General features: G+C 73.7%; 20 protein-coding genes. 10 read left to right on the forward strand and 10 right to left on the reverse strand.

Going from position 1 to position 22,470, the window contains the following annotated elements; translation table 11 throughout:
* Nucleotides 1–77: 77 nt before the first annotated feature.
* The 4 genes from CXR04_RS32645 to dhaK all read right to left on the reverse strand — a co-directional run bounded on the left by CXR04_RS32645 (nt 78) and on the right by dhaK (nt 3,378).
* A complete protein-coding gene (locus tag CXR04_RS32645) occupies nt 78–1,106 on the reverse strand; it encodes a 2-dehydropantoate 2-reductase (protein WP_234380604.1) in 1,029 nt (342 codons plus the stop codon).
* A gap of 182 nt (nt 1,107–1,288) precedes the next feature.
* A complete protein-coding gene (locus CXR04_RS32650) occupies nt 1,289–1,693 on the reverse strand; it encodes a PTS-dependent dihydroxyacetone kinase phosphotransferase subunit DhaM (RefSeq protein ID WP_101425808.1) in 405 nt (134 codons plus the stop codon).
* Entirely contained in the window at nt 1,686–2,297 is a 612-nt protein-coding gene (dhaL, locus tag CXR04_RS32655) for a dihydroxyacetone kinase subunit DhaL (protein WP_199850575.1), read from the reverse strand. Before dhaL ends, CXR04_RS32650 begins: the two co-directional genes overlap by 8 nt.
* An 88-nt stretch (nt 2,298–2,385) precedes the next feature.
* Nucleotides 2,386–3,378, reverse strand: coding sequence for a dihydroxyacetone kinase subunit DhaK (gene dhaK / locus CXR04_RS32660; RefSeq protein WP_101425810.1), 993 nt, complete (start codon nt 3,376–3,378; stop codon nt 2,386–2,388).
* A gap of 273 nt (nt 3,379–3,651) precedes the next feature.
* On the opposite strand from dhaK, the gene CXR04_RS32665 reads away from it, so the two are divergent.
* The 4 genes from CXR04_RS32665 (at nt 3,652) to CXR04_RS32680 (ending at nt 10,177) form a co-directional block, all read left to right on the forward strand.
* Nucleotides 3,652–4,437 (forward strand): class I SAM-dependent methyltransferase, encoded by a 786-nt coding sequence (locus tag CXR04_RS32665; RefSeq protein WP_101425811.1) that lies wholly within the window; start codon nt 3,652–3,654, stop codon nt 4,435–4,437.
* A 123-nt stretch (nt 4,438–4,560) separates the two neighbouring features.
* Nucleotides 4,561–5,475 carry an oxygenase MpaB family protein gene (locus tag CXR04_RS32670; RefSeq protein ID WP_101425812.1) on the forward strand — a complete coding sequence of 305 codons (915 nt, stop codon included), beginning with the start codon at nt 4,561–4,563 and terminating at the stop codon, nt 5,473–5,475.
* A 41-nt stretch (nt 5,476–5,516) separates the two neighbouring features.
* Entirely contained in the window at nt 5,517–8,228 is a 2,712-nt protein-coding gene (locus CXR04_RS32675) for a serine/threonine-protein kinase (RefSeq protein WP_101425813.1), read from the forward strand.
* 392 nt (nt 8,229–8,620) lie between these two features.
* The gene (locus CXR04_RS32680; RefSeq protein ID WP_101425814.1) at nt 8,621–10,177 is read left to right on the forward strand and encodes a phytoene desaturase family protein; all 1,557 of its coding nucleotides are present in this window, start codon (nt 8,621–8,623) and stop codon (nt 10,175–10,177) included.
* Between the two features lie 69 nt (nt 10,178–10,246).
* On the opposite strand, the gene CXR04_RS32685 is transcribed toward CXR04_RS32680, so the two are convergent.
* Nucleotides 10,247–12,025, reverse strand: a complete 1,779-nt coding sequence (locus tag CXR04_RS32685) for a serine hydrolase domain-containing protein (RefSeq protein WP_199850576.1) — start codon at nt 12,023–12,025, stop codon at nt 10,247–10,249.
* Nucleotides 12,026–12,193: 168 nt separating this feature from the next.
* Between CXR04_RS32685 and CXR04_RS32690 the strand changes: the two genes are divergently transcribed.
* A complete protein-coding gene (locus CXR04_RS32690; RefSeq protein WP_101425815.1) occupies nt 12,194–13,099 on the forward strand; it encodes a helix-turn-helix domain-containing protein in 906 nt (301 codons plus the stop codon).
* A complete protein-coding gene (locus CXR04_RS32695; RefSeq protein WP_101425816.1) occupies nt 13,047–13,244 on the forward strand; it encodes a DUF397 domain-containing protein in 198 nt (65 codons plus the stop codon). Before CXR04_RS32690 ends, CXR04_RS32695 begins: the two co-directional genes overlap by 53 nt.
* Nucleotides 13,245–13,287: 43 nt before the next feature.
* On the opposite strand, the gene CXR04_RS32700 is transcribed toward CXR04_RS32695, so the two are convergent.
* Nucleotides 13,288–13,656, reverse strand: coding sequence for a VOC family protein (locus tag CXR04_RS32700; protein WP_101425817.1), 369 nt, complete (start codon nt 13,654–13,656; stop codon nt 13,288–13,290).
* Between the two features lie 23 nt (nt 13,657–13,679).
* Nucleotides 13,680–14,321, reverse strand: a complete 642-nt coding sequence (locus tag CXR04_RS36975; protein ID WP_101425818.1) for a cytidylate kinase family protein — start codon at nt 14,319–14,321, stop codon at nt 13,680–13,682.
* Between the two features lie 361 nt (nt 14,322–14,682).
* Here CXR04_RS36975 and CXR04_RS32715 point away from each other — a divergent pair, with 361 nt between their 5' ends.
* On the forward strand, nt 14,683–15,525 hold the full coding sequence (locus CXR04_RS32715; protein WP_101425819.1) for an endonuclease/exonuclease/phosphatase family protein: 843 nt from the start codon (nt 14,683–14,685) through the stop codon (nt 15,523–15,525).
* Between the two features lie 116 nt (nt 15,526–15,641).
* Nucleotides 15,642–15,881 carry a DUF397 domain-containing protein gene (locus CXR04_RS32720; protein ID WP_027757485.1) on the forward strand — a complete coding sequence of 80 codons (240 nt, stop codon included), beginning with the start codon at nt 15,642–15,644 and terminating at the stop codon, nt 15,879–15,881.
* Between the two features lie 74 nt (nt 15,882–15,955).
* On the opposite strand, the gene CXR04_RS32725 is transcribed toward CXR04_RS32720, so the two are convergent.
* Together CXR04_RS32725 and CXR04_RS32730 are read right to left on the reverse strand one after the other, a co-directional pair.
* Nucleotides 15,956–16,672: a leucine-rich repeat domain-containing protein gene (locus CXR04_RS32725; RefSeq protein ID WP_101426722.1), complete on the reverse strand. Its 717-nt coding sequence runs from the start codon at nt 16,670–16,672 to the stop codon at nt 15,956–15,958.
* 8 nt (nt 16,673–16,680) lie between these two features.
* Entirely contained in the window at nt 16,681–17,478 is a 798-nt protein-coding gene (locus tag CXR04_RS32730; protein ID WP_101425820.1) for a maleylpyruvate isomerase family mycothiol-dependent enzyme, read from the reverse strand.
* A gap of 139 nt (nt 17,479–17,617) precedes the next feature.
* On the opposite strand from CXR04_RS32730, the gene CXR04_RS32735 reads away from it, so the two are divergent.
* Nucleotides 17,618–18,121, forward strand: a complete 504-nt coding sequence (locus tag CXR04_RS32735; RefSeq protein WP_018836383.1) for a hypothetical protein — start codon at nt 17,618–17,620, stop codon at nt 18,119–18,121.
* A gap of 95 nt (nt 18,122–18,216) precedes the next feature.
* Nucleotides 18,217–20,565 (forward strand): glycoside hydrolase family 95 protein, encoded by a 2,349-nt coding sequence (locus tag CXR04_RS32740; protein ID WP_101425821.1) that lies wholly within the window; start codon nt 18,217–18,219, stop codon nt 20,563–20,565.
* Here the strand turns inward: CXR04_RS32740 and CXR04_RS32745 are convergent.
* Complete coding sequence (locus CXR04_RS32745) at nt 20,550–22,436, reverse strand: N-acetylmuramoyl-L-alanine amidase (protein ID WP_101425822.1); 1,887 nt, start codon at nt 22,434–22,436, stop codon at nt 20,550–20,552. The two genes, CXR04_RS32740 and CXR04_RS32745, sit on opposite strands and share 16 nt — an antisense overlap.
* Nucleotides 22,437–22,470: the final 34 nt, after the last annotated feature.

Consider the following 22,470-nt stretch of genomic DNA (forward strand, 5'->3'; position numbering starts at 1 on the left):
CGCGGCCCACGCCCCCTCAGCCGCCCTGTCAGCCCCCGGCACGCCTGTCGGCCCTCGCGCCCCCGTCAGCGGCTATGTCAGCCCCCCGCGCCGCCCGTCACCGCCGTCAGCTCCGCGAGCAGTTCCGCGCCGCCCCAGTGGCGCCGCTCGCCCGACTTGCTGGCCTCCGCCTCCAGGACCAGCTCCGCCAGCCGCGCGTTCGCCGGCGCCCGCAGGCCGTGGCGCGCCGCCAGCACCGTCACCTCGCCCTGCAGCGTGTCTATCTCCGTGGGGCGCCCCCGCTGGAGGTCGTCCCACATCGACGACCGGGCCTGCTCGTCCACGCGCAGCGTCGCCGCCGCCAGCCGGCGGAAGAGCCAGTCGGGCAGGCGCAGCACCAGCGGCATGAGGCCGGGCGGCACGGGGCTCAGGCGGGCGGGGGCCAGGTTCGCCGCGCGGAAGGCGGCCAGCGCCTCGCGCTGGCAGAGTGCCAGGCAGGCGCGGTACGCGCGCTGCCCCAACTGCTCCCGCAGCGGCAGCCCGGACAGCGCGTTGATCGCGTTGTTGAGGTTCATCAGCAGCTTCGCGTGCTGTACGTCGGGCATGTCGTCGCGCTGCTCGATCTCCAGCCCCGCCTGCGCCATCGCCACCACCAGCGGCGCCGAGCGCTCGCCCCCGTCGACCATCAGCACCCCCGCGGTGCCCTGGTGGAACACGCCGGGGGCGGCCTGCACCACGTTGTACGGGACCATGCCCGTGACCACCGCCCGCCCCGGCAGCCCCTGGCTCAGCACCGCCGGGTTGCGCAGCCCGTTCTGGAAGCTGACGAGCGTCGCGCCGGGGGCCAGGTGCCCGGCCAGTTCGCGGGCGGCCTGCGCGGTGGCCGCGGACTTCACGGTGACCAGTACATAGTCCGCCCCTGCGGCGGCCTGCGGCCCGGTCGCCAGGCGTATCTCGGCCGGTGTGACGCGGCGGTCCGCCCGCCCGCCGCCGGTCAGCAGCAGGCCGCGGGAGCGCAGTACGTCCATCGCCGCCGGCCGGCCGACTAAGGTCACGTCGGCCACCTCCGCCAGCATGCCGCCGAGATGGCAGCCGATGCTGCCCGCGCCGAACACGGCTATCTTCACGGTCCCGCCCCTTCGTCCCCGGCGGCGCCTCCGTGCGCACGCCGACTCCCGCGGCGCACGCCTGCGCCGCCCGTACCCCCGACTGCCTTCCCCGCCGCGAGCGCTCCCATCCGGACCACCGCCGACGGGATCCCCCCGGCACACGCCCGCCCCGGCCGCCCCACGGGCCGCCGCGGGCCCGCTCAGACCTTGCGGTACCCGTACGCCTCCTGCGCCGCCGCCTCCACCGCGTCCAGGTCCGCCCCCGTCGACGCCGTGACCACCGCCGCCACCGCGCCCTCCACGAACGGCGCGTCCAGCAGTCGCGCCCTCGCCGGCAACTCCTCGTCCTCCACCAGCGACTTCACCGTCAGCACCGCGCTGCCCAGGTCCACCAGCAGCCCGACGCCCGCGCCCCGGTCCGCCGCGCGCGCCGCCGCCGCGATGCGGTCCGCGTCCGTGCCGAAGCCGCCGTCCGCCGTGCCGCCCGCGTGCTCGACGGCCACCGTGTCCACGCCCGCCAGCGCCACCGCCATCCCGGCCACCGACTCGGCGACCGCGGCGCTGTGCGAGACCAGCACGAGGCCGACCAGCGGCCCCTCAGTCACCGGACACCGCCTCCGCCGTGTCGGCCAGCGCGCCGACCAGCAGCGCGGACGACGTCGCGCCCGGGTCCTGGTGGCCGATGCTGCGCTCGCCGAGGTACGAGGCCCGCCCCTTGCGGGCCCGCAGCGGAATGGTGTCCTCCGCGCCTTTGCCGGCCGCCGCGCGCGCCGCGCCGTAGCCGTCGCCGAGCGCCGCCACGGCCGGGGTCAGCGCGTCGAGCATGGTCTTGTCGCCGGGCGCCGCGCCGCCGAGCTTGGCGACCGCGCCCACCCCCTCGTCCAGCGCCGCGCGCAGCGCCGCGTCCGTGACCTCGACGTCGTCGCCGAGGGCCTTTCCGGTGGCGCGCAGCAGCGTGCCGTACAGCGGGCCCGAGGCGCCGCCGACCTTCGAGATCAACTGCCGCCCGGAGAGCACCAGCACCGCACCCGGCGTCTGCGGCGGCTCCTCCGTCAGCGCCGCGCGCACGGCGGTGAAGCCGCGCTTCAGGTTGGCGCCGTGGTCGGCGTCGCCGATCGCCGAGTCGAGCTCGGTGAGGCGGTCGGCCTCCCGGTCGACGGCCGCCGCAGTGGTGAGCATCCAGCGGCGGAAGAATTCCGCGTCGAGCACGTGCCGCATCCCTTCTCGTACCTGCCTCTGCACACTCCGTCGGAGCTACCACTACGGGACCGGTGTGCGGGCCCCCTACCGCAGGACCTCACATCCCCCAGCGCAGCCCCGGCGTCCGCACCGGCGCGTCCCAGAGCCGCAGCAGCTCCTCGTCCGCCTGGCACAGCGTCAGTGAGACCCCCGCCATGTCCAGCGACGTCACGTAGTTCCCGACGAGCGTACGGGCCACCGACACGCCCCGCTCCGTCAGCGCCCGCTGCACCTCCGCGTTGAAGCCGTACAGCTCGATCAGCGGGGTCGCTCCCATGCCGTTGACCAGCGCCAGCACCGGGCCCGAGGGCCGCAGGTCCTCCAGGACCGCATCCACCGTCACGTCCGCGATCTCGTGCGACGTCATCATCGGCCGCCGCTCGCGGCCGGGTTCGCCGTGGATGCCGATGCCCATCTCCAGCTCGCCGTCCGGCAGGTCGAACGTGGGGCTGCCCTTGGCCGGCGTCGTGACCGCGCTCAGCGCGATGCCGAAGCTGCGCGAGGACTCCACGACCTTGCGGGCCAGCGCCTCCACCCGCTCCAGCGGCGCGCCCTCGTCGGCAGCCGCCCCGGCGATCTTCTCGACGAACAGCGTCGCGCCGACGCCGCGCCGGCCCGCCGTGTAGAGGCTGTCGGTCACCGCCACGTCGTCGTCCACGAGCACCTTGGCGACCTGGATGCCCTCGTCCTGGGCGAGGTCGGCGGCCATGTCGAAGTTCAGCACGTCGCCGGTGTAGTTCTTCACGATGAACAGCACGCCCCGGCCGGCGTCCACGGCCGCCGCGGCGCGCGTCATCTGGTCGGGGACGGGCGAGGTGAAGATCTCGCCGGCGCACGCGGCGTCCAGCATCCCGGGGCCGACGAAGCCGGCGTGCAGCGGCTCGTGCCCCGAGCCGCCGCCGGAGACCAGGCCGACCTTGTCGGTGACGGGCGCGTCCCGCCGCACCACCACCCGGTTCTCGACGTCGACCGTCAGGTCGGGGTGGGCGGCGGCCATGCCGCGCAGGGCGTCCGGCACCACGGTCTCCGGCACGTTGATGAGCATTCGCATGGGTACCTCCGGTGGCGTTCGCGCCCGGGTGACGATCGGCTCTGGCTTGCCCAGTATCACGGCAGCGGCGGTCCCGGTCACTCCCTGGGCAGGCGTCGGAGGTATACGCGTGCGGGGGGTTTGGCGGCCGTCGCCCGAACGGACGCACGCCGGTGCGGCCCGCTTGCGCATGCGTGTTCGGCACCTAGACTCTGCGGCCACCGTCCGGCCCGTACGACTCACGTCCCTCACCCGTCCCACGCTCGTTCCACCGCAATTCACCTGGGGTGCACCTTGCCGCGGAAGAACCTGACAGCAAACCGGACAACCCTCACCCACCGCGTCCGCTACGCCGCCCGCCACCCGGACCGCGTCCCCCGCTACCTCGCCCGCGCCGGCCGCGACGCCTGGCTGCGGCTGCGCCACCCCCGCGACCACGTCGGGTACTACCGCGCCGTGATGCGCTCCGACTCCGCCGCCGACCCGGAGGCGGCGGTGGGCAGCAAGTCGCACGATCGGTGGCTGGCGCTGGGCAAGATGCAGTTCGACTACCTCCTGGAGCACGGGCTGCGGCCGGGCGACCGCATGCTGGAGATCGGCTGCGGCAACCTGCGGGCCGGCTGGCGCTTCATCGACTACCTGGAGCGCGGCCGCTACTACGGCCTCGACATCTCCCCCGACATCCTCTTCGCCGCCCAGGACACCATCGTGCGGCACGAGCTGCAGGACAAGCTGCCGCGGCTGACGCCCGTACGCGACCTGACCTTCGCCTTCCTCCCGGCCGCGCACTTCCGCGTCGTCCACGCGCACAGCGTCTTCTCGCACTCCCCGCCGCACGTCATCGACGAATGCCTCGCGCACGTCGGCCGGGTGCTGCGGCCCGACGGCTGGTTCGACTTCACCTTCGACCGTACGGAGACCGAGGAGCACCACGTGCTGCGGGAGGACTTCTACTACCGCACCGAGACGCTGGTGGCGCTGGCCGAGAAGCACGGGCTGCGGGCGGAGTTCATGGCGGACTGGGAGCAACTGCCCCACGGCCAGTCCAAGATCCGCGTACGCCCCCCGGCCGCCACCTGACCCCGGACGCCCCATTCGTCCGTACGAACCGGGCCGGAACCCGGGCTCCGGCGTGCGCGCCCGGCGGGTGACAATGGACCCGGCGCACGGCGGGCGCCCGCGCGCCGTTGGGGAGGGGTCCGTATGGGCGTGCCCGAAGGGGAGCCGGATCCGGGGCTGTTCGGGCCCGCGTCCGTGACCTGGCAGTTGCACAGCGACCCGGTGATGTGGATCGGCGGGGTCCGGGCGCTCTACCTCCAGGCGCTGCACCCGCGTGCCGTCCGCGGCGTCATGCAGAACTCCGACTTCCGCGCCGACGCCTGGGGCCGGCTCATGCGCACCGCCGCCTTCGTCGGCACCGTCACCTACGCCGCCGCTCCCGCCGCCGAACGCGCCGGCGCGCGCGTCCGCGGCATCCACCGCCGGCTGCGCGCCGTCGACCCCGCCACCGGCGAGGGCTACCGCGTGGACGAGCCCGCGCTGCTGCTCTGGGTGCACTGCGCCGAGATCGGCTCCTATCTCGATGTCGCCCGCCGCTCCGGCCTGACGATCCCCGACGCGTACGCCGACGCCTACCTACGCGAACAGCGCACCGCCGCCCGCCTCGTCGGCCTCGACCCGGCCACCGTCCCCGGCGACACCGCCGCCCTCGCCGCATACTTCGCCGGCGTGGCCCCCGAGCTGGCCGCCACCCCCGAGGCCGCCGACGTCGACGACTTCCTGCGCCGCCCGCCCGTCAGCGCGCTCCTCGTCCCCGCCCGCCGCCTGCTCTGGCGCCGGGTCGCCGGCCTGGCTTACGCCACGCTGCCGCCGATCGCGCACGAACTCTACGGCCGCCCCGCGCCCCCGCCCGCCGTGGTCGACCGCAGGCTGCGCGCGACGGCCGCGCTGCTGCGCGCCGTACCCGCCGGGCTGCGCTGGCGGCTTCCGCCGCGAAACATACTGAAAGCCATGGACCGCCTCGGTCCCACATCGCGGCCCTCGCCTTCCACGCTCGTACGAACGGCAGCCATACTGGACGAGTCGGGGGATAAGGCCACGGGTAACAGCCACGAGTGACGACGAGGCGGCGGCAGCGACAGCGGGGGCGGCAGGGGGAGATGGCGGAGACCAGGCTGATCCAGGGCCGCTACCGGCTGCTCGAACTCCTCGGCCGCGGCGGCATGGGTGAGGTCTGGCAGGCCCGCGACGAGTCCCTGGGCCGCCGCGTGGCCGTCAAGTGCCTGAAGCCCGCGGGCCAGCACCGCCAGGGGCACCCGCTGTCCACGGCGATACAGGAACGCTTCCGCCGCGAGGCCCGCGTCGCGGCGCTGCTCCAGCACCGCGGCGTCACCGTCGTGCACGACTTCGGCGAGGACGAGGGCGTGCTGTACCTCGTCATGGAGTTGCTCCAGGGCCGCAACCTCAGCCAGTTGCTGGAGGCGGGCGGGCACCGGCCGCTGCCGGTCGAGGAGATCATCGACATCGCGGAGCAGGTCGCGGCGGCGCTCGCGTACACCCATGACCAGGGCGTCGTGCACCGGGACCTGAAGCCCGCGAACATCATGCGCCTCGGCGACGGCACGGTGAAGATCCTCGACTTCGGCATCGCGCGCCTCGCGCACGACATCGGCTTCACCTCGCGCCTCACCGGCGCGGGGGGCATGGCCATGGGCACGCCGCACTACATGTCGCCGGAGCAGATCTCCGGCGGCGGGGGCATCGACCACCGCAGCGACCTGTACTCGCTGGGCTGCGTGCTGTACGAACTCGCCACCGGCGTCCCGCCGTTCGACATGGACGACGCCTGGGCGATCCTCGTCGGCCACCGCGACACGCCGCCGGAGCCGCTGCGCACGCACCGCCCGGAGATCCCGGAGCCGCTGGAACGGGTGGTCTTGGACCTGCTGGCGAAGGCCCCGGAGGACAGGCCGACGGACGCGGGCGACTTGTCGACGCGGCTGCGCGGGAGCCGCGCGGCGGCGGAGGCCGCGGGCCGGGGCAACGGGACGGGGCAGGGCAGCGGAGGCGGCCGGGAGAGCGGGGAGCACGGGCAGGCCCGGGAGAGCGGGGCGACTTCGAGGGAGAGCCGCGGGAGCGGCGAGGCCGGGTTGCCGGCGTGGACCGCGCGCCTGACGGCGGGCGCCCGCTCCGTACGCGCGCCCCGCACGACCCCGGCGCACGGCCGGCCGGAGGACGCGCTGCTACGCACCTGGCCCCCGACGAACGGCACACCCCCGCCCACGTGGCCGGAACGGGGCACGGGCCCGGGCATCCCCACGAACGGCACCTACGGCCCGGGCGGCACGCCGAGCCCGGCCACCGCCTACGCCCCCGTATTGCCCCCGCCGTACGGTCCCGGTCCCGGCGGGGCGTACGGCGAGGGCGGGCCCGCGGCCGGTGCCGACCCTTCCCGCGATCCGTCGCACGGCTCCGCCGGGGCGCAGCGCCCAGGCAGTGCCCCCGACGCCGGACACAGCCCAGGCGCGCACACGCCCGGTGGCGGTCACGGCTCCGCCGGCGGGTACGGATCCGGCGGCGCCCCCAGCGTCCACGGGCCCCTCCCCGCCAACTCCGGTGCCCCCACCGGGCATCACCCCTTCTCCCACGCGCCCCCCTCCTCTCACACCCCGCCCCACTCCACCCACCCGCCGCACCCCTACGCGCCCCCCACCACACAGCCCGGCCGGCCCGCCACCCCCCAGCACGTCCTCGACGCCTTCGCCGGCCGCCACGACGCCGCCGTCAGCCTCGCCCGCCTCGGCCGCTGGGAGGAAGCCGCCGCCGCCCACCGCGCCCTCGGCGCCGAACGCGGTGCCGCGCTCGGCGGCGACCACCCCGACACCCTCGCGTCCCGGCACCAGACCGGCCTGTGCCTCGCGCGCCTCGGCCGCACCGCCGAGGCACTGGAGGAGTTCAGGACCGCCGCCGCGGGCAGGGAGCGGCGGCTCGGCCGGGAGCACGTCGACACGCTTGCGGTCCGGCAGGAGACCGCGTACGCCCTCGGCCAACTCAACCGGCACGCCGAGGCGCTGGAGGTCTACGGCGGCGTGCTCGCGGACCGCGAGCGGACCATGGGCTACGAACACCCCGACACCCTGCGCTGCCGCCACAACCTCGCGTACACCCTCAGCCGCCTCGGCCGCTACGAGGAGTCCTACCGCGTCGCCAGCGAGGTCACCGCCGTCCGCACCCGCGTGCTCGGCGCCGACCACCCCGACACCCTCGTCACCCGCTACGAGGTCGGCCACGCGCTCGGCAGCCTCGGCCACTGGGAGCAGGCCCTCGCGACGTACCGCGAGGTCGCCGCCGCCCGCGCCACCACCCTCGGCCGCGACCACCCCGACACCCAGGCTGCGCGCTACGAGGCGGGCATCTGCCTGGGCCGCCTCGGCCGGCACGAGGAAGCCCTCGGCCACTACGAGACCCTCATCGCCGACCGCACCCAGACCCTCGGCACCCGCCACCCCGAGACGCTCCGCGCCCGCCACATCCGCTGCGTCACCCTCGGCCGCCTCGGCCGCTGGCAGGAGGCGCTGACGGAGGCCCGCGAGGTCACGGCGGTACGCGAACGGGCCCTCGGTCCCGAACACGCCGACACCCTCGCGGGCCGCCGCGAGATCGCCGTCGCGCTGGGCTGGCTGAACCGCTGGGCGGAGGCGCTGACGGTCCACCGCGAGGTCGCGCGCGCTCGCGAACGCACCCTGGGCGCGGTCCACTCGGAGACCCTGTCGAGCCGCCACGACGAGGCCCACTGCCTGGAGCAACTGGGCCGCACGGCGGAAGCGGCGGAGGTCTACCGCCTGGCAGCGTCCCGCCGCGCATCGGGCTGAGACGGGGGTAGGGCGGGCCAGGCGCCGTGGAACGCGCGCCGGGAACCGTCCGGCCGCGGGTCCTGTGCCGCGGGCAGCACCCGGGGGGAGGCGCCGGCCCCGAAGGCCGGGGCGCCTCCGCCCGTACGGCCCCCGCGTCCCGCACGGGCCGTACGTGACCCGGCCGACCCACGCCCGGCGCCGCGCCCTCGTGCCGCGAGCCCCGCTCACGTCCCTCGCAGCGGGGCCCGGCTCGGCTCCCAGCCTCGCGCTTCTCTCTACCGGCATCGCCCGGGCACCCGCCCACCTGCACCCGCCCACCTGCACTCAACCTTCCGGCACCCCCCGGTCGCCGCCCGCAGGGCGCCCCGTGTCCCTCTGGCCCGCCGCGATCTTCCGTGTTACCAAGAGCCATGTCCCTCCGTAGCAGCTACGACGCCGTCGTCGTCGGCGGCGGTCACAACGGGCTCGTCGCCGCCGCCTACCTCGCCCGCGCCGGACGGTCCGTGCTCGTGCTGGAGCGTCTGGACCACACCGGCGGCGCCGCCGTCTCCGCCCGTACGTTCCCCGGTGTCGACGCCCGGCTGTCGCGCTACTCGTACCTCGTCAGCCTCCTGCCCCGCACCATCGTCGACGATCTCGGACTCAGCTTCGCCGTGCGCAAGCGCGCCGTCTCCTCCTACACCCCCGCCGTCCGCGCCGGCCGCCCCACCGGGCTCCTCGTCGAGACCGGCCCCGGCTCCGCCACCCGGGAGTCCTTCGCCGCCCTGACCGGCGGCGACCACGAGTTCGACGCCTGGCAGCGGTTCTACGGCATGACGCAGGACGTCGCCCAGCGCGTCTTCCCCACCCTCACCGAGCCCCTGCCCACCCGCGGCGAGCTGCGCGCCCGTGTCGGCGACGACGACGCCTGGCGCGCGCTCTTCGAACGGCCCCTGGGCGAGACCGTGGAGGAGACCTTCGCCGACGACCTCGTGCGCGGCGTCGTGCTCACCGACGGGCTCATCGGCACCTTCGCCTCCGCCCACGACCCGTCCCTCGCCCAGAACCGCTGCTTCCTCTACCACGTCGTCGGCGGCGGCACCGGCGACTGGGACGTCCCCGTCGGCGGCATGGGCGCGTTCACGGACGCCCTCGCGACCGCCGTCCGCGCGGCGGGCGCCGAGGTCGCCACCGGGCACGAGGCCGTCGCCCTGCACACGGACGGCGAGCAGGCGGAGGTCACGTACCGGAACGCGGACGGCGAAGGGACCGTCGCCGCGCGCACCGTGCTCGTCGGCGCCTCGCCCGCCGCCCTCGCCGAACTCCTCGGCGAGGACCCGCCGCACCCCGCCCCCGAGGGCGCGCAGCTCAAGGTGAACATGCTGCTGCGGCGCCTCCCGCGGCTGCGCGACGAGAGCGTCGACCCCCGGCAGGCGTTCGCCGGTACGTTCCACGTCGCCGAGGGCTACGCCGACCTGGAAACCGCCTATCGGGAAGCCGCCGCCGGCGGGCTGCCGCAGGCACCGCCGTCCGAGATCTACTGCCACTCGCTGACCGACCCGTCGATCCTCGCCGACGACCTGGTCCGCGACGGCTACCAGACCCTCACCCTCTTCGGCCTCCACACCCCCGCCCGCCTCTTCGCCGCCGACAACGACGCCACCCGGGACGAGTTGCTGCGCGCCACCCTCGCCCAGCTCGACGCCCACCTCGCCGAGTCCCTGGCCGACTGCCTCGCCACCGACGCCGAGGGCCGCCCCTGCATCGAGGCGAAGACCCCGATCGACCTGGAGCGCGACCTGCGGCTCCCGGGCGGCAACATCTTCCACCGCGAGCTGGCGTTCCCGTACGCGACGGAGGAGACGGGCCGCTGGGGCGTGGAGACGCAGCACGCGAACGTGCTGCTGTGCGGGGCGGGTGCGGTGCGGGGCGGGGGAGTGAGCGGGATCCCGGGTCACAACGCGGCGATGGCGGCGCTGGGCCGGTAACGCGGGGGCGCGCCCGATGCGGTACGCGCCGGGCGCGGGGGGCCGCCGCGAAGCGGCCCCCGCCTGCGCTCAGTCCGCCGACGCCGTCCAGCCGTCCGGCTCCACCCGCTCCGCGTCCCCACGTCGCCCGTCGTCGAAGAGCACCCGGCGCCCGTCCGTCACCCGTACGTCGTCCACGTACACCCCGCGGCCCGCGTACTGCCGGTCGGTCACATACCGCCACCGCAGCCGCACCGGCCGCCCGCGCCACGCGCCCAGCTCGGCCGACGCCCGGTGCCACACCCGCCCGGACCATCCGTCGGCCGTGCCGTCCGCGTGCTCCCGGACACCCCCGCCCCGCGGGCGGCGGGTCGTGAACGGCACCGGCTCCCAGCTCCCGCCGTCGTCCGCCGACGCCTCCAGGTACACCTTGTCCCACTGCGGCTCGGTGTCCCACCACAGCGCGAACTCCAGCGCCGCCGCCGCGTCCCGCACCGTCACTTCGGGAAGCGTCAGCGTCGACGTCTTCTGATTCGCCGTCCCGCTGAACCACGCCGTGCGCCCGTCCTCCGGCCGCACGGCCACCGCCCGCGCCAGGTTCGTCCCCGCCGCCACCCGGGGCGCGCTGCCGCTGCGCCAACTGCGTACCGGATGGACGGAGTTGCCGAGGAGGACGAGGAAGGAGTCGGTCGTCGGGTCGATGACCAGCGCCGTGCCGGTGAAGCCGGTGTGCCCGGCGGACTCCGGGGTGGCCATGGCGCCCATGAACCAGTGCTGGTACAGCTCGAAGCCGAGCCCGTGCTCGTCACCCGGGAAGTCCGTGTTGAAGTCGGTGAACATCAGCTCCACCGACTCCCGCTCCAGGATCCGCGTCCGCCCGTACACCCCGCCGTTGAGCAGGGTCCGGCAGAGAATAGCCAGGTCCCACGCGGTGGAGAACAGCCCGGCGTGCCCGGCGACCCCGCCGAAGGAGTACGCGTTCTCGTCGTGCACCTCCCCCCGCACCATCCCGCGGTCCAGCCCCGACCACGGCTTGCGCGCGTCCTCGGTGGCGGCGATGCGGGGAAGCCAGGAGGCGGGCGGGTTGTAGCGGGTGTGGTCCAGGCCGAGGGGTTCGGTGATCTCGTCGGCGAGGAGGCGGTCGAGGGTCTTGCCCGTGATCTTCTCCAGTACGAGCTGGAGGCTGATCAGGTTGAGGTCGGAGTACAGGTACTTGGTCCCCGGCGGGTTGACCGGCGCCTCCCGCCACAGCCGGGCGAGCTTGCCCTCCCACGTCGGCTCGGCGTAGAGCGGGATCCAGGAGGTGAACCCGGAGGTGTGGGTCAGCAGTTGCAGGATGGTGATGTCCTGTTTGCCCGCGGCGCCGAACTCGGGGAGATAGGAGGCCACGGGTGTTTCGAGGGTGAGAGCACCGCGCTCGATCTGCTGCACGGCAAGGAGGGAGGTGAAGAGCTTGGAGACGGAGGCGAGGTCGAAGACGGTGTCCATCGACATGTCGACCTGCTGCTCCGGCGGCAGCTCGACCCCCGTGTCGGTCGCCTCGTCGTACCGCTCGTAGCGCACGGCCTTCCCGATCGCCCGCTCCAACGCGACCGTCCGCCCCCGCCCGGCGAGAATGACGGCCCCCGCGTACCACGGATGCTTCGGCGAAGGCCCGAGGAACGTCTCGGCATCGGCCACCAGTTGCCGCAGATGCGGCTCCAGCAACCCCGCCCGCGCGCCACTCCCGCGCTGCAGCACGGGCGCACCGCCGGACGACGCCTCTGCGGCGTGGGCGGGGAGTCCGGTGGAACCGGGGACCACGAAGAGCGCACCTCCAGTAGCAACGACACCGGCGGCGAAGCGCCGTCGGCCCAACTGACCCGTCATGATCCCAACCCCTCCTGAAAGAATCCTTCCGAACGCGCGGGAACGGTGAAACTTTCTTCCAGGGGATTCGACCTGTCAAGACCAGCGCACAACGACGGTTGTAGGCGCCGCAAATGGACTATTGGGAGTACCGGGACACCTGTACTGGCTACTGTCGGTTGCCGGTCGATGACACAGGAGGTACTGGTGGTGGCGAACTCCGACGAACAGTGGGTACGACAGGATCCGTCCCACTCCACGCGCGCATTCTTCGGCGACGAACTCCGGTATCACCGGGAGGCCGCAGGACTCAGCACGAAGCAACTCGCCGACATGCTCTTCGTCAGCACCTCCATGGTGGGCCACATGGAGACGGGCCGGCGCAGGATGCAGCCGGAGATCGCCGAACTGGCGGACCGGGTACTGGAGACGAACGGGTTCTTCGCCCGGCGATGCAACGACGCGAGGCCGGCGGGCATCGCCAACCACTTCGCGGAGGCGTACGAGGCGGAGCAGCGGGCGGTACGGATCAGGGAGTTCTCGGCGCTCTTGGTGCCGGGCTTGCTCCAGACGGAGGGGTACGCGAGGGCGGTATTCAGGGCGGTGCATCAGGTGATGCCTGATGACGAGCTGCAAGAGTCGGTGAGGGCCCGGATCGCGCGAGCACGGGTGCTCGACGACCCGAAGACGCCCGAGTACACAGTGATGTTCGACGAGTCCGTCCTGCACCGCCCGGTCGGTGGCGGGGCGGTGATGGCGGCCCAACTCCGTCATCTGGCGAAGGTGATTCGCAGTCATCGCGTACGCGTGCATGTCCTGCCCTACGCCGTAGGCGCACACGCCGCATTGGAGGGCCCGCTTCGGCTTCTCACCTGCCCCGACGAGCCGCCGATGTCATACGTTGAGGGCCTAGCCAGCGGAAGGCTTCTAGACGAGCCGGTAACGGTGGCCCAACATGAGGAGTTGTATGTAGGGCTAATGCTCGAAGCCTGGCCGTGCAAAGCCTCCCTGGAGCGGATCGAATCCGCGGCGAAGGAGCTGGATGACTACCCAGAGCTGGCGCAAGAGCAGCTACAGCGGTGGAAGTGGGGGTAACTGCGTCGAGGTGCACGACGGCCACCCCGACCGTCTGCGCGTCCGCGACAGCAAGGACCCCCAGGGCCCACAGCTCGCCTTCACCTCCGACGGCTGGACCGCGTTCGTGTCCGCCGTCAAGAGTGGCGAGTTCGGCGACGTCTGAGACCGAGGCGGGTGGCTTTCCGGCCGCCCGCCCGGCGTCCTTCTCACTCCGGTACGAGGCAGAACGGATGGCCCGCCGGATCCTCGTAGACGCCCCAATCGCCCTCGTCCCGCAGGACCTTCGCGCCGTTGGCCAGCGCGTTGCGCTCGGCCGCTGCCACGTCGTCCACGGCGATGTCGAGGTGGAACTGCTGCGGGTGGGCCGGGTCCGGCCAGCGGGGTGGCCGGTAGTCGTGGGCCCGCTGGAAGCCCAGCACCCCGCCGTCGGGCAGGTGCAATGTCGACCAGTCGTCATCGAGGGACCATCGCGGGTCGGCGCGGTCGACTTCCCCGCCGAGAAGGGCCTGGTAGAACGCGGCGAGGTCTCGGGGCCGCGGACAGTCCAGCACGATGCACTGCAAACTGCGCGTCATCTTCCGACCTTACAAGCCCGTATTCACCGTGGCCGGACTTCCCAGGTCGGCCGGTGGAGCTGTTCGTTGTACACGACGATGTCGGCGTGTTCGGTGGGGCGGGCGGTGGCGAAGTAGAGCTGTTGAGCGGGGATATAGCGGTCGCGCCAGGACCGTTCGATGTCGGCGGCGGATCCGGCCGGCGCTGTACTTCGTACCCGGTCGCGAACAGCCGTCTCCTCGAAGGGGACGGACACGAAGATGCGCAGGTCCCAACGGTCGAGGAGTTCAGGGCGCAGGAGGAAGACGCCGTCGAAGAGCAGCACGGCGTCCTCGGGGGCGGTTGCCGGGGGCGGGGAGAGCGGGGTGTCGGTGTCATTGTCGTAGACCGAGGGTTGGAAGCGTCGGTCTCCGCCCGGGCCCAGCGGATCGAGCAGGACCCGGCGCAGCGCCGCCCGATCGTGGGCGTCGAAGTAGCAGCCTTCGGCGGAGTACCGGCCGCGCCGGTAGCGTTGCGCGCGGGGGACGAGGGAGTCGTCGATCGTCGCGCGGACGACGTCGCGGCCCTCCGCGCGCAGGACGGCGGCGAGCTCGTCGGCCAGCGTGGTCTTCCCGGCGGCGGGCGGCCCGTCGACGGCGACCCGCAGCGGATGCGCGGTCGCGACGGACCTGACCGCCCCGGCCAGCCGGCCGGAGCCGGGCGAGCATCCGGCCGTAGGCGGTGCAGCGCCAGGGGCGGCGGCGCAGCGCGGTGGCCAGCGTCGGGCCGTCGAGGCGCTCCAGCACCAGGTCCGTGGCGTTTGCGTCGTACACGTGCGGTACGGGGAAGCCCTGTGCGCCGAGGTACGTCATCAGCCGGGCCTCCGCGGCCGCCTGCTGCGGGCCGCCCGCGCGGTAGCGGCTCAGGACCCGGCCGTCGACCAGCGCGTACACGTCCGCGTCTCGTCGGCGTCCGATCAGCTCCATCCCCGCGACTCTCGCACATCATTCCGGTCCCGTAGAGATAGCCTCTGATCCACAGTCGGCCCGTGGTTGGGATACGAACGCATGATCCGCGTCATGACCTGGAATCTCTGGTGGCGCTTCGGGCCGTGGCAGGAGCGGAGCAAGGCCATCCTGGAAACCCTCCGCGGCGAACGCCCCGACATCGTCGGGCTGCAGGAGGTCTGGGGCCGGGGCGCCGACAACCAGGCCGCGTGGCTCGCCGGCGAGCTGGGCATGCACTGGGCCTGGGCGCCGTCACCCGAACCCGGCCGCTGGCAGCGGCGGATCGACGATCCTACGGTCGATGTCGGCAACGCCGTGCTCTCCCGCTGGCCGATCGCCGAGCAGGAGACCGCCGTGCTGCCCGCGGGCGAGGAGGAACCGGACGGGCAGCAGGCGCTGTACGCGCGTATCGCCGCGCCCGGGGGCGTGACGGTGCCGTTCTTCACCACCCACCTGATCTCCTACCCGTACGCCTCCGCCACCCGCTCCGCGCAGGTGTCGGCGCTGGCCCGGTTCGTGCACGAGCGGCCCGGGGACGGCGCCTTCCCGCCGGTGGTGACCGGCGACTTCAACGCCGAGCCCGACTCCGACGAGATGCGGCTGCTCTGCGGCACGAAGACGGCGCCCGCCGTCCGGGGGCAGATCCTTCTCGACGCCTGGCGCTACGCCCACCCGACCGCGGTCGGCGCCACCTGGGATCTCGCCAACCCGTACGCGGCGCGGACCCTGGAGTGGCACACGCGGATCGACTACGTGCTGGTGGGCCGGCCGGGTCCGGTGGGGGAGGGGCACGTACGGAACGTGCGGCGGGCGGGGGACGGGCCCGTCGACGGGGTGTGGCCGTCGGACCACTGCGCGGTCGTCGCGGACCTGGCCACCGAGGCCGACGGAACCCTCGGCTGAACCGCGCGATCCGGCCGCCTCTACCACCTTTCCCGGTCCCTCTATCGTGGCCTGTTCCCTCGCCCGCCGTCGTGGATACCCTGGCTGCGGACGACGCTCACCGGGAGGAGCAGGACGTGGCCAACAGCACCACTCAGCAGCCGGCGGCGGGCAGCGGGAAACCGCAGCTCGATCTGACAGGCGCCACGTGGCAGTCGAGCAGCCAGGGGGTAGGGGACGTCGAGATCGCGTTCGTGGAGGGATACATCGCCATGCGCGACGGGCGGAACCCGGAAGGGCCCGCGCTGATCTTCACCCCGGGGGAGTGGCGTGCCTTCGTCCTCGGCGCCCGTGACGGCGAGTTCGACCTGACCTGACGCCCGCCCCGCATGCCGGATCCGGGACCGCCGGCGTGACCCGACCCGTCCGTCACGCCGGGTGTCCCGTCCCGTCACACCAGCACGACGCAGCCCCGCTCGCGCAGCGCGGCGAGCGGGGCTTCGGTGCCTTCGACCTCGTTCCAGCGCAGATCCAGCTTTTCCAGCGCGGGCATGTGCGCCACCCACGGCGGGATGTCGCGGATCTTGTTGGCCCGTAGATCCAGGCGGCGCAGCATCGGCAGCTCCGCCAGCACGTCGGGCACCTCCGGCAGCGCGTTCTCGCGCAACTCCAGTTCGCGCAGCCCGACGAGCCCCGCCATCGAGTCGGGCAGCCAACTGAGCGCGTTGCCGCGCAGCCACAGCTCGCGCAGGGCGGACAGCCGCCCGATCGACTCCGGCAGGAAGGCCAGTCCGCTCGTCCCGCACTCCTGCGCGCGCAGCTCCACCAGGCAGGCCATGCCGCCCACTTCCTCGGGCAGGGCGCGCAGCGGGTTCGAGCCGACGTTCAGGTAACTCAGCGCGTGGAGCTTGCCGAGCGTGGCGGGAAGCACGGTGAGGTGGTTGTGGTGCAGATATAGGCAGCCGGTGAGGGCCGGCAGTTCCCCGATGGCCTCGGGCACCGACACGAGTGCGTTGTGCCCGAGGTCCAGGGTGTGCAGCCGGGTCAGGGCGGCGATGTCGTCCGGCACGTGCGTCAGCGCGTTCTCGGCCAGGACGAGCACTTCGGCGTCCGTCTCCTGCCACACCTGTGGCGGTACGGCGCTGAGGCCGGCCCGCCACAGGTTCACGACACGGGTCACGGCCAGGGCCCCAGTTCGGGCAGCCGGCCGTCGAGCCGCTGGTGCGGCTGGCGGCCCGCGAGCCACGAGGCGAGGTCCGTGAGCCGGCCCCTGACCACCGGGGCGCGACCGGCCGAGTCGTCACCGAAGGAACCGGCGAAGCCGCCGGAACCGCCCGGATCACCGGAACCGCCCGGATCACCGGGACCGCTCGGACCGCCGGCGCCTCCGGCGCCGAACGTGTGCCGTACCGGCCCGTCGGATTCGACCAGCGTCAGCACCGCGGGCACGCGCGGCGCAAGGAAGTCGAAGAGGTGCAGGCACAGCTCGCGCGGCCAGGCCGCCGAGCAGGTCTCCAGTTTCGCGTCCGCGGTGTGCACCTCCAGCTCGCGCCACCAGCAGTGCAGGGCGCCCAGCAGGTCGCCGTCGCGATAGCGCACCGGGCGGTCCCAGTCCGCGTCTCCCACCGACCCCCAGACGGCCTCCGCCTCCGCCAGGGTGGCCGTGACCGCCGCGGTCAACTCCGCGGCGCTCCGTACCGCACCGGCCTCGATGCCCGCGTCGCGGGCCGGCCGGCCGCCGTCGTACACCTCGATCAGCTCGCCCTTCAGGGCGTACCGCGCCTGGCGCGTGAGCGCCCGGCCGATGCCTTCCATGTGCGACAGCACGTGCGCGCGTGTCCAGCCCGGCAGTCTGGACGATCCGCGCTCTTTTCCTTCGGTGAGCTCTGCCAGCGCGATGCGCAGTCGTTCGTGCCCGTCCAGCACGTACGCCCACACCTCCGGTCCCCGCAGCAAGCCCCCGGCTTCCGCCATCCGACCCCTCCTCTGTCGTCGACGGGGAGACACTACTCGCGTAGCAGCGGGCGTACGCCTCTTCCGGCAATGCCGGATCGGCAACGCGGTGGAGCCGCCCCGGCGGCCGGCGGTGCCGCAGGACCCGTACGATTGGTGCATGGCATTTCTCCGCCGCCGCAGCAGCGCCGCCAAGCCCGCGGGCCCGGACTTCGACGTCCTGGCCATGGACCCGGGCGACTGGCCCGGCGACCTCGGCGCCGGCCTGCTGCCCGGCCCCGACGGGAGCTGCCAGGGCGTCTTTCTGCGGTACGACCTGTTCGGCGGCCGCGGCCCCGCGATGATCATCGGGAACCTGCCCGAGGGCTCGCCCGCGCGCGACGTGCCGGAGGGCCAGCCGCCCTTCGAGGTGGCGCAACTGCTGCTGGCGCTGGAGCACGAGGAGCCGGTGACCGTCACCGAGGTCGAGGACGCGCCCGTGATGCAGGGCGACAATCTGCTGATCGTGCGCCGGCTGAAGCTCTCCGAGAGCCGCGTCTCGTGCGTGCAGTTCGACCGCAGTGACAACGTGCTCGTCACCATCGCCGCGTGGGACCGGCCCATCTCCGAGGACCTGTACGCGCTGCTCAAGCCGCTGCCCGCGGAGCTGTTCCAGCAGGGCTGAAATCCGCCCTCCTCCGCCTCACCCCTCCCACCGGCAACGTCCGGCACTGCGCGATGTCTTGTCATGCAGTCATCGGACCTCTAGCGTGACGCGTCATGACTGAGGGGATCTCACGAAGAACCACTGTCAAGTCCGCTATCGGTGCCGCAGGCGCGATAGCCATGGGACCGGCCGTCTTCTCCGGGGAGGCGTTCGCTTCTGAGTCCGTTGATTCCTCCGATGAATTGAGCCTCTGGTACGACAAGCCCGCCGCCGACTGGGAGCGCGAGTCGCTGCCGCTGGGCAACGGGGCCCTGGGCGTCGGCGTGTTCGGAGCGCTCGGCTCCGAGCAACTCACGCTCAACGAGAAGACCTTGTGGACCGGCGGCCCCGGCTCCCCGGGCTACGACTTCGGCAACTGGACGGAGCCGCGGCCAGGGGCGCTGGAGGCGGTGCAGGACCGTATCGACGCCGAGGGGCGGCTCAGCCCCGAGACCATCGCCGCGGAGCTGGGCCAGCCCAAGCACGGCTTCGGCGCGTACCAGGTGCTCGGCCACCTCCGGCTCGACCTGGCCACCGCCCCCGGCGCCCCGGACGCCTCCTACCGCCGCGGGCTCGACCTGCGGCGGGCGGTGGCCACCGTCGCGTACGAGCACGAGGGCGCCCGGCACCTGCGGGAGTTCTTCGTCTCGTACCCGGACGGGGTGGCCGTGGGCCGGCTGAGCGCGGACCGCCCGGGACGGGTGGCCTTCACCTTGCGCTACACCTCGCCGCGCAACGACTACACCGCCACCGCGAGCGGCGACCGGCTGACGATCCGCGGCGCGCTGAAGGACAACGGGCTGGTCTTCGAGACGCAGATCCGCCTGGTCACCGAGGGCGGCGAGGTCACGGCCGGGGACGGCACGCTGACCGTGACCGGCGCCGACGCGGCCTGGTTCGTGCTGGCCGCCGGGACCGACTACGCCGATACCTACCCCGACTACCGCGCCGCCGACCCGCACGAGCGGGTCACGCGTGCCGTCGACGGGGCGGCCCGCTCCCCGTACGCCAAACTGGTGTGGCGCCATGTCGCCGACCACGGCGAGCTGTTCGACCGCGTCGCGCTCGACGTCGGCGGGCAGGTGCCGGCGGTGCCGACGAACGCGCTGCTGGCGGGGTACGGCAGCGGGTCGGCGGCCGACCGGGCCCTGGAGGCGCTGTTCTTCCAGTACGGGCGCTACCTGCTGATCGCCTCCTCGCGGCCGGGGTCGACCCCGGCGAATCTGCAAGGCGTGTGGAACAACGTCACCAACCCGCCGTGGAGCGCCGACTACCACGTCAACATCAACCTGCAGATGAACTACTGGCCGGCGGAGATCACCAACCTCGCCGAGACCACGATCCCGTACGACGAGTTCGTCGAGGCCCTGCGCGCCCCGGGCAGGATCAGCGCGCAGGAACTGTTCGGCAGCGACGGGTGGGTGGTGCACAACGAGACCAACCCGTACGGCTTCACGGGCGTGCACGACTGGGCGTCGTCCTTCTGGTTCCCGGAGGCCGCGGCCTGGCTGACGCAGCAGATGTACGAGCACTACCGCTTCGACGGCTCGACGGACTACCTCCGCAACACCGCGTACCCGGTGATGAAGGAAGCGGCCGAGTTCTGGCTCGCGAACCTGCGCACCGACCCGCGCGACGGCAAGCTGGTGGTCACCCCCAGCTACTCGCCCGAGCAGGGCGACTTCACCGCCGGGGCGTCGATGTCGCAGCAGATCGTGTACGACCTGCTCACCTCGACGCTCGAAGCCGCCCGCACTCTGGGCGACGACCGGGCGTTCCGCGGGCGGCTGGAGCGGGCGCTGCGGGACCTGGACCCCGGGCTGCGGATCGGGTCCTGGGGGCAGTTGCAGGAGTGGAAGGCCGATCTGGACGACCAGAACAACGACCACCGGCACGTCTCCCACCTCTTCGCCCTGCACCCCGGGCGGCAGATCGAGGTCGGCAGTGAGTGGGCGGAGGCGGCGAAGGTGTCGCTGACCGCGCGCGGTGACGGCGGTACGGGCTGGAGCAAAGCCTGGAAGATCAACTTCTGGGCGAGGCTGACGGACGGCGACCACGCGCACAAGATGCTGAGCGAGCAGTTGAAGTCCTCGACGCTGCCGAACCTGTGGGACACCCACCCGCCGTTCCAGATCGACGGCAACTTCGGCGCCACCTCCGGCATCGCCGAAATGCTGCTGCAGAGCCAGCACGGCCCCATCGAGGTGCTGCCCGCCCTCCCGGGCGCCTGGCCCTCGGGCTCCGTACGCGGCCTGCGCGCCCGCGGCGGCGCCACCCTCGACATCACCTGGGCCGAAGGCCGGGCGACCCGCATCGTGCTGCACGCGAGCCGCACGCGCCGGCTCACCCTGCGCAGTGACCTGTTCCCCGGCGGGGAGGAGATCGTCAACGCGCGTGCGGGGCGCAGCTACACCTTCGGCTGACCGCCGCTCCGGGGCCGCACCACGGTCACGTCCGCCGCCTTCACGTACCCGATCCGGTGGCCCACCTGGATCTGGTGCCACAGGGTGCGGCCCCGGATCACGCGGCTCGCGGCGCCGGTCTCGTCGGTGAGGCCGGGGGCGTGGAAGTACTCGCCGGGCATGGTGCCGCCGACGACGTACCGCTGGCCGGGGCGAAGTTCGTAGGGCAGGGGCCTGGGCTCCTGGGGCTCGACGCCCTCGGGGTACGCGGACGCCTCGGGCAGCGCGCGGCCGTACACCCGGACCGGGCCCGCGCCGGGGCGCGGGGTGACGGTCGTACCGTCGTCCGCGATCGCCGTGGGGGCGGCGGCGGGGTTGTGGAACCACGCCTTGCGGCCCAGGTACCAGATTGCCGTCCAGTCCCCGCGGCGGCCGGCGACGGCGAACTGCTGGCCCGTCGAGGCGCGGGCTCCGGTGTCGTTGACGCCCGTGGAGGCGGGGGCGTCACCGTGCAGCCCGGGGTCGGCGACCAGCGGGGCGTCCGGGGCGGGCCGGGTGCGGAGGCGGACGGCGCCGGAGCCGTGCGGCGGGCACTGGGCGGCGGCGTCCTTCGCGCACGCGGTGTAGGCGGGGCGGTGGGCGGCGTAGTCGGGGCGGATCGTCACGATGCCGCCGTCGGTCCGGGCGGCCGGCTCCAGCGGGGCGCCGAGCAGGTCGAAGTAGTGCGCCCAGTCCCAGTACGGGCCGGGGTCGGTGTGCATGTCCGGGACGTGTTCCGGGTCGGGGGCGGGGACGTTGTCGTGGCCGATGATGTGGTGCCGGTTCAGCGGCACGTCGTACTCCTGCGCCAGATAACGCACCAGCCGCGCCGACGAGCGGTACATCGACTCCGTGAACCAGGCGTCCGGGTCCGTCAGCCGCGCCTCGTGCTCCAGGCCGATGGACTGCGCGTTGACCTGCCAGTTGCCCGCGTGCCAGGCGACGTCCCCGGTGCGTACGTGCTGGGCGACATGGCCGTCGGAGGAGCGCAGGGTGTAGTGCCAGGAGACGAACTCGGGGTCCTGCACGGCCTGGACGGAACCGTCGTAGCCGCCCTCGGTGTCGTGCACGACGAGGTAGCGGACGCGCTGGTCGTGGGGGCGGCGGGCTTTGTCGTGGTTGCCGTAGTCGGGCTTGCCGTCCTTGCCGCCGTAGACCTCGTACGGCGCGGGCAGCCACTCGCAGGCCAGCTCGCGGGGGCACTCGGCCCCGGCGGGGGCGGCCCGGTGGGCGGCGGGGGCGGCCGCGGTACGGGCGGCGGTACGGACCGTGGTGTCCGCCGGGAGCGTGACGGTCTCGCCGGAGTCGGTCGTACGGCGCACGCCCGCGCGCAGCACCGCGTACACCTCGTCCGCGAACACCCTCGCCGTCGCGGCGTCCCTGGCCTGCGCGTACGCCGCGACTGCCGGGTACCACCCGGCCGCACCGGCGGCGCGCGCCGAGCCCAGCCGGCGGCCGTGGTCGGCGAGGAGCGCCGCGCCGCCGCGCACGTTGGCGCGGGGGTCGCTCCGCAGCCGGGCCGCCGGGATCCCCGACAGCCGCGCCGCGCGCTGCACCGTCTGCGTACCCCGACCGCCGCCCTCGCCCGTCGCGGCGCGCAGGTCCGTCAGATGCATCGGCCCGTAGCCGCCCGCCACGCTCGGCGCCCCGCCGTGCGCGTCCCAGCGTGACTCCAGGTACGCCACCCCCAGCAGCACGCTCTCCGGCACCCCGTACTGCCGTGCGGCCGCCGCGAACGACTCCTGGAGCGCACCGGCCCCGGAGCGCGCGCTGCCCGCCGCGGGCGAGCCCGCGGCGAGCAGCGGCAGAAGGACGGCGGTGGCGGCGGCGCAGCGCGCGAGGCGTCCTGGCACGGGGTCCTCCGAGGTGCGTGGGCGAACGATCACC

Origin of the sequence: Streptomyces sp. CMB-StM0423, from assembly GCF_002847285.1 — a bacterium.
GTDB lineage: Bacteria > Actinomycetota > Actinomycetes > Streptomycetales > Streptomycetaceae > Streptomyces.